Source organism: Pseudomonas sp. P4_C3 (genome assembly GCF_056402075.1).
In genome coordinates, this window is sequence record NZ_JBFUIC010000330.1 from 1 (window position 1) to 4367 (window position 4367).

Below are 4367 nucleotides of genomic sequence, written 5' to 3' on the forward strand. Positions count from 1 at the left end.
GCCCCAGGCAGCACAGGACTGTATCGGCAGCATCCACCCCGACGGCCAGGAAGCCTTCGATATCCTCGAGCGTGAAGGCTTCGAAACCAACAGCTACATCGATTTGTTCGATGGAGGCCCGACCCTGTATGCGCGCACGTCGGGCATTCGTTCCATCGCCCACAGCCAGTGCGCTATCACGCGGCCGGGACCTGTGATCGATGCCCGCGGCAGCTTTCTGGTGAGCAACGAGTCCTTGAAGGATTACCGGGCCATCGTCGCCGATCTTGATTACATCACCGGGCAACCCGTCACGCTGGACGCAGCCATGTGCAAGGCGCTGAAGGTGACCGAGGGCAGCCCGATCAGGCTGATCGCCCTGTGAATAGCCGCCCGCGACGTCACCGCCCGAGCACACACGAACAAGGAACAGCCGCATGATTGTCCGTCCGGTCCAGATCACCGATCTGCCCGCCCTGTTCACGCTGGTGCGTCAGGCCGTTCCGGGACTTACCAGCCTGCCGGCCGACGAAGAACGCCTGGCCCACCGGATCCGCTGGGCCCAACGCACTTTCGCCGGGCAGGTCGATCGGGCCGATGCCGATTATCTGTTCGTGCTCGAGGACGACGAGCAGCAAGTGGTGGGCGTCAGCGCCCTGACGGGTGGCGTCGGCCTGCGCGAGCCCTGGTACAACTACCGGGTCGGACTGACGGTCAGTGCGGCACCGGACCTGGGTATCGAGCGCCAGATCCCGACCCTGTTCCTGAGCAATGAATTGACCGGGCAATCGGAAGTCTGCTCGCTGTACCTGCGCCCCGATCAGCGCCAGGGAAGCAACGGCCGTTTGCTTTCGCTCGGGCGTTTGTTGTTTGTGGCCGAGTTTACGCAGCTGTTCGGCAACCGGTTCATCGCCGAGTTACGCGGCAGTGCCGACGAACAAGGTGGCTCGCCGTTCTGGGACAGCCTCGGCCGGCACTTTTTCAAGATGGACTTCAGCCACACCGATCACTTGTCCGGGCTGGGCAACAAATCGTTCATCGCCGAATTGATGCCGCGCCAGCCGCTGTACACCTGCCTGCTGACCGAACAGGCCCAGGCGGTGATCGGCAAGGCCCACCCGAATACCGAGCAGGCCCTGAAAATCCTCAGCGCCGAAGGGTTTGCCCACAAGGGCTACATCGATATCTTCGACGGCGGACCGGTCCTTGAAGCCCCGGTTTCCGGGATCCGCACCGTGCGCGACAGCCAACCGCTGTCACTGGCCATCGGCTCGCCGGACGATAAAGCGCCCCTCTGGCTGATCCACAATCGCCGCCTGGAAAGCTGCCGCATTACCTGCGCCCCGGCACGACAGGAGGGCAACAGCCTGGTGGTTGACCGCCTGACCGCCAAGCGCTTGCAACTGCAACCCGGCGACTCGGTGCGCGCCGTGCCGCTGCTTGACCAACGGCAACAGGCCGAGGCGGCGTGACTTATCAGCTCCATCGTTGCGACGTCAATCTGCCTGACCCGGCAAATTCGTCATCATTCTCCTCCTGTGCGCGTGTTAGCCTTTTATTTCTTCGGCGTTGACACTTTTGCTCAAGCCCCTCCATTCCATTGGTGGAACTCATATGTCCAGGCTTTCCCATCAAGATTTGCGCCGCAATTTTCGCCAATTGTTCGCCTCCGACACCTGCTACCACACAGCCTCGGTTTTCGACCCGATGTCGGCCCGCATCGCCGCCGACCTGGGCTTCGAAGTCGGGATCCTTGGTGGTTCGGTCGCCTCGTTGCAAGTGCTGGGCGCCCCTGACTTTGCCCTGATCACCCTCAGCGAATTCGCTGAACAGGCCACCCGCATCGGCCGTGTCGCCCAGTTGCCGGTGATTGCTGACGCCGACCACGGCTACGGCAACGCGCTCAACGTCATGCGCACCATCGTCGAACTCGAACGGGCCGGCGTCGCCGCGCTGACCATCGAAGACACCCTGCTGCCTGCGCAGTTTGGCCGCAAATCCACCGACCTGATCACGGTCGCCGAAGGTGTCGGCAAGATCCGCGCGGCACTGGAAGCCCGCTGCGATAAGGAAATGGCGATCATCGCCCGCACCCATGCGGGGATTCTGCCGGTGCAGGAAATCATCAGCCGCACCCGGCAATACCAGCGCGCCGGGGCCGACGGTATCTGCATGGTGGGCGTAAAGGACTTCGACCATCTGGAGCAGATCGCCGAGCACCTGAGCGTGCCGCTGATGCTGGTGACCTACGGCAACCCGCTGCTACGCGATGACAAGCGCCTGGCCGAACTGGGTGTGCGCGTGACCATCGACGGCCATGGCGCTTACTTCGCCGCGATCAAGGCGACCTACGACAGCCTGCGCGAGCAACGCCAGATACTCACCCAGACGTCGGACCTGAACGCGACCGAGCTGACTCACACCTACACGCAACCCGAGGAATACATCCGCTACGCGGAAGAGTTCATGAGCGTGAAGGAATGACGGTTTAAACCGACGCGCCGCCATCGCGAGCAAGCTCGCTCCCACAGTGGATTTTTGTTGAACACAAATTTTGTATTCACCCAAGATCCTTGTGGGAGCGGGCTTGCCCGCGAAGGGGTCAGCACATCCAACACCACTGCCGCCTGACACGCCGCTTTCGTCGGATCGCCGCCCGGAGCAAGCTCGCTCACACAGGTCTTGCTGTGGACAGTCACACCGAGTCGAGCAGTTCGCGATGGGGTTTGCCATTGCCGCAACAGATCACTCGATTACGCCCGCTGGTCTTGGCTTCGTATAGCGCATGGTCGGCGTCATTGAGCCAGAGCATCGCGTCGGCGTGGGCCGGGTTGAATGACGCCAGGCCAATGCTCAGGCTGACTTCCAGCGCCGGGTTCTGCTCGTCCCCCAAGGTGGCGAATCGATCGCGCAGGGCCTCCATGACGGCGGCGGCGCGGTTCAGGGGCAGGTCCGGAAGGATCACGCAGAACTCGTCACCGCCGTAGCGCCCTGCGACATCGGTCGCTCGCAGGCTGTGCCCGAGCATTTTGCTCAACTGACGCAGGACGATGTCACCGGCAACATGGCCGTAGGTATCGTTGATGGCTTTGAAATGGTCGATATCGATCAGCGCAATCGCCCCGCCTTTTTGCTGACGTTTGCAACGCTGGAACTCGACCTCCAGCTGGTCCTTCCAGGTGCCATGGTTCAGCAGGCCCGTCAGGCTGTCGGTGCGGCTCAGTGCCAGCAGTTCACGTTTCTGACGGCCGAGGGTATGGGCCTGGCGGAAGCAGATCCAGCCCAGCGCCAACGGATACAGGCACAGCAATGGCAAACAGGCATAGAGCTGCACCGGGCTGGTGGCAGGAATGAACGCCGGGGCGAACATCTGCAAGCCAACACCGRCGCCCAGCACTTGCGCGGCCGTCCCGGCCAGCAGGAAGCGCAGGCCGCCGATGGCCACGTTGTTCATGGCCATCATGGAAATGGTGGTCGCGCTGGGCAGTGGATTGAAATGCATCGCGGCAATCCAGAAACCGCCGAGAAAGGCATCGATCAGCAGATTGCGGTGTTCGGCGTGATAAGGCGTCCTGGCCCGGTGCGTCCATTGGTAAGCCAGGTGCGGCCAGACCAGGCCGTTGAACCACATGAATCCCCAGACCCAGGGCGCCGGATCGAGTGGATACATCGCCACACTCACGCACACCAATCCCAGGGCCAACCCGAGGATTCGCGATGTATAGAGCCTCCTGGCCAATGAAACCCCCTTTCCTCCCGATTTTGCCATAGGGCCTCTGTGCCACTCGACGGAATGCGAAAACAGCCTGTGCCTGTGTGCTGGAGTCTATCAGGGTGAGATCAAATAGCCATCACCAACTGACAGGCTGAATATCGCGACATCACGCTCGTGTAAAAGCAAAAGCCTCGTCTCCAGAAACGGCTATACATGAAAGAAGGGTTGATCAATGACCATAAGAGGAGGCCCATGCAGACCTTTCAAGTATTGATCATCGGCAGCGGGTTTGGCGGCCAATGTGCTGCAATCAATCTGCTCAAGGYCGGCATCGACGATTTCCGCCTGCTGGAACGACGGGATTTCTTCGGCGGCACCTGGTGCCAGAACACCTATCCCGGCGCGGCAGTCGATGTGCCCTCGCCGCTTTACTCATTGTCTTTCGCCCCTTATCGCTGGACGCAAATGTTCGCCGGACAGGCCGAACTGCGCCGCTACACCCGCCATGTGGTGGAACACTTCGGCCTGCGGGACAAGGTAGAACTGAGCGCGAATGTCGAGCGCGTCGAATGGGACGACGCCAACAAACGCTGGACGCTGTACACCGCCGACAAAGGCACGTTTTGCGCGCAGTTCCTGATCAACGCGACCGGGCCGCTGAGTCAACCAGTGG

5 protein-coding genes are annotated in these 4367 nt (G+C 61.6%); 4 read left to right on the forward strand and 1 reads right to left on the reverse strand.

All coding sequences use genetic code 11. From position 1 onward, the window contains the following. From AC1DVH_RS26875 to AC1DVH_RS26885, 3 genes are all read left to right on the forward strand, one after another. Nucleotides 1–364: arginine N-succinyltransferase (locus tag AC1DVH_RS26875; protein WP_477756345.1), on the forward strand; the 364-nt coding region annotated here is incomplete at its 5' end. A gap of 52 nt (nt 365–416) precedes the next feature. Beyond that, the gene (gene astA / locus AC1DVH_RS26880) at nt 417–1451 is read left to right on the forward strand and encodes an arginine N-succinyltransferase (protein WP_477756346.1); all 1035 of its coding nucleotides are present in this window, start codon (nt 417–419) and stop codon (nt 1449–1451) included. Between the two features lie 142 nt (nt 1452–1593). Next, entirely contained in the window at nt 1594–2463 is an 870-nt protein-coding gene (locus AC1DVH_RS26885; RefSeq protein ID WP_477756347.1) for an isocitrate lyase/PEP mutase family protein, read from the forward strand. Between the two features lie 211 nt (nt 2464–2674). Here AC1DVH_RS26885 and AC1DVH_RS26890 read toward each other — a convergent pair whose 3' ends face one another. After that, nucleotides 2675–3748: a diguanylate cyclase gene (locus AC1DVH_RS26890; protein WP_477756348.1), complete on the reverse strand. Its 1074-nt coding sequence runs from the start codon at nt 3746–3748 to the stop codon at nt 2675–2677. A 198-nt stretch (nt 3749–3946) separates the two neighbouring features. Between AC1DVH_RS26890 and AC1DVH_RS26895 the strand changes: the two genes are divergently transcribed. Continuing rightward, nucleotides 3947–4367 (forward strand): flavin-containing monooxygenase (locus AC1DVH_RS26895; protein WP_477756349.1); only part of this gene is annotated, 421 nt, incomplete at its 3' end.

Coding starts and splice junctions, on each gene's coding strand:
- astA (WP_477756346.1), top strand. CDS start 417: ATGATTGTCCGTCCGGTCCAGATCACCGATCTGCCCGCCCTGTTCACG.
- AC1DVH_RS26885 (WP_477756347.1), top strand. CDS start 1,594: ATGTCCAGGCTTTCCCATCAAGATTTGCGCCGCAATTTTCGCCAATTG.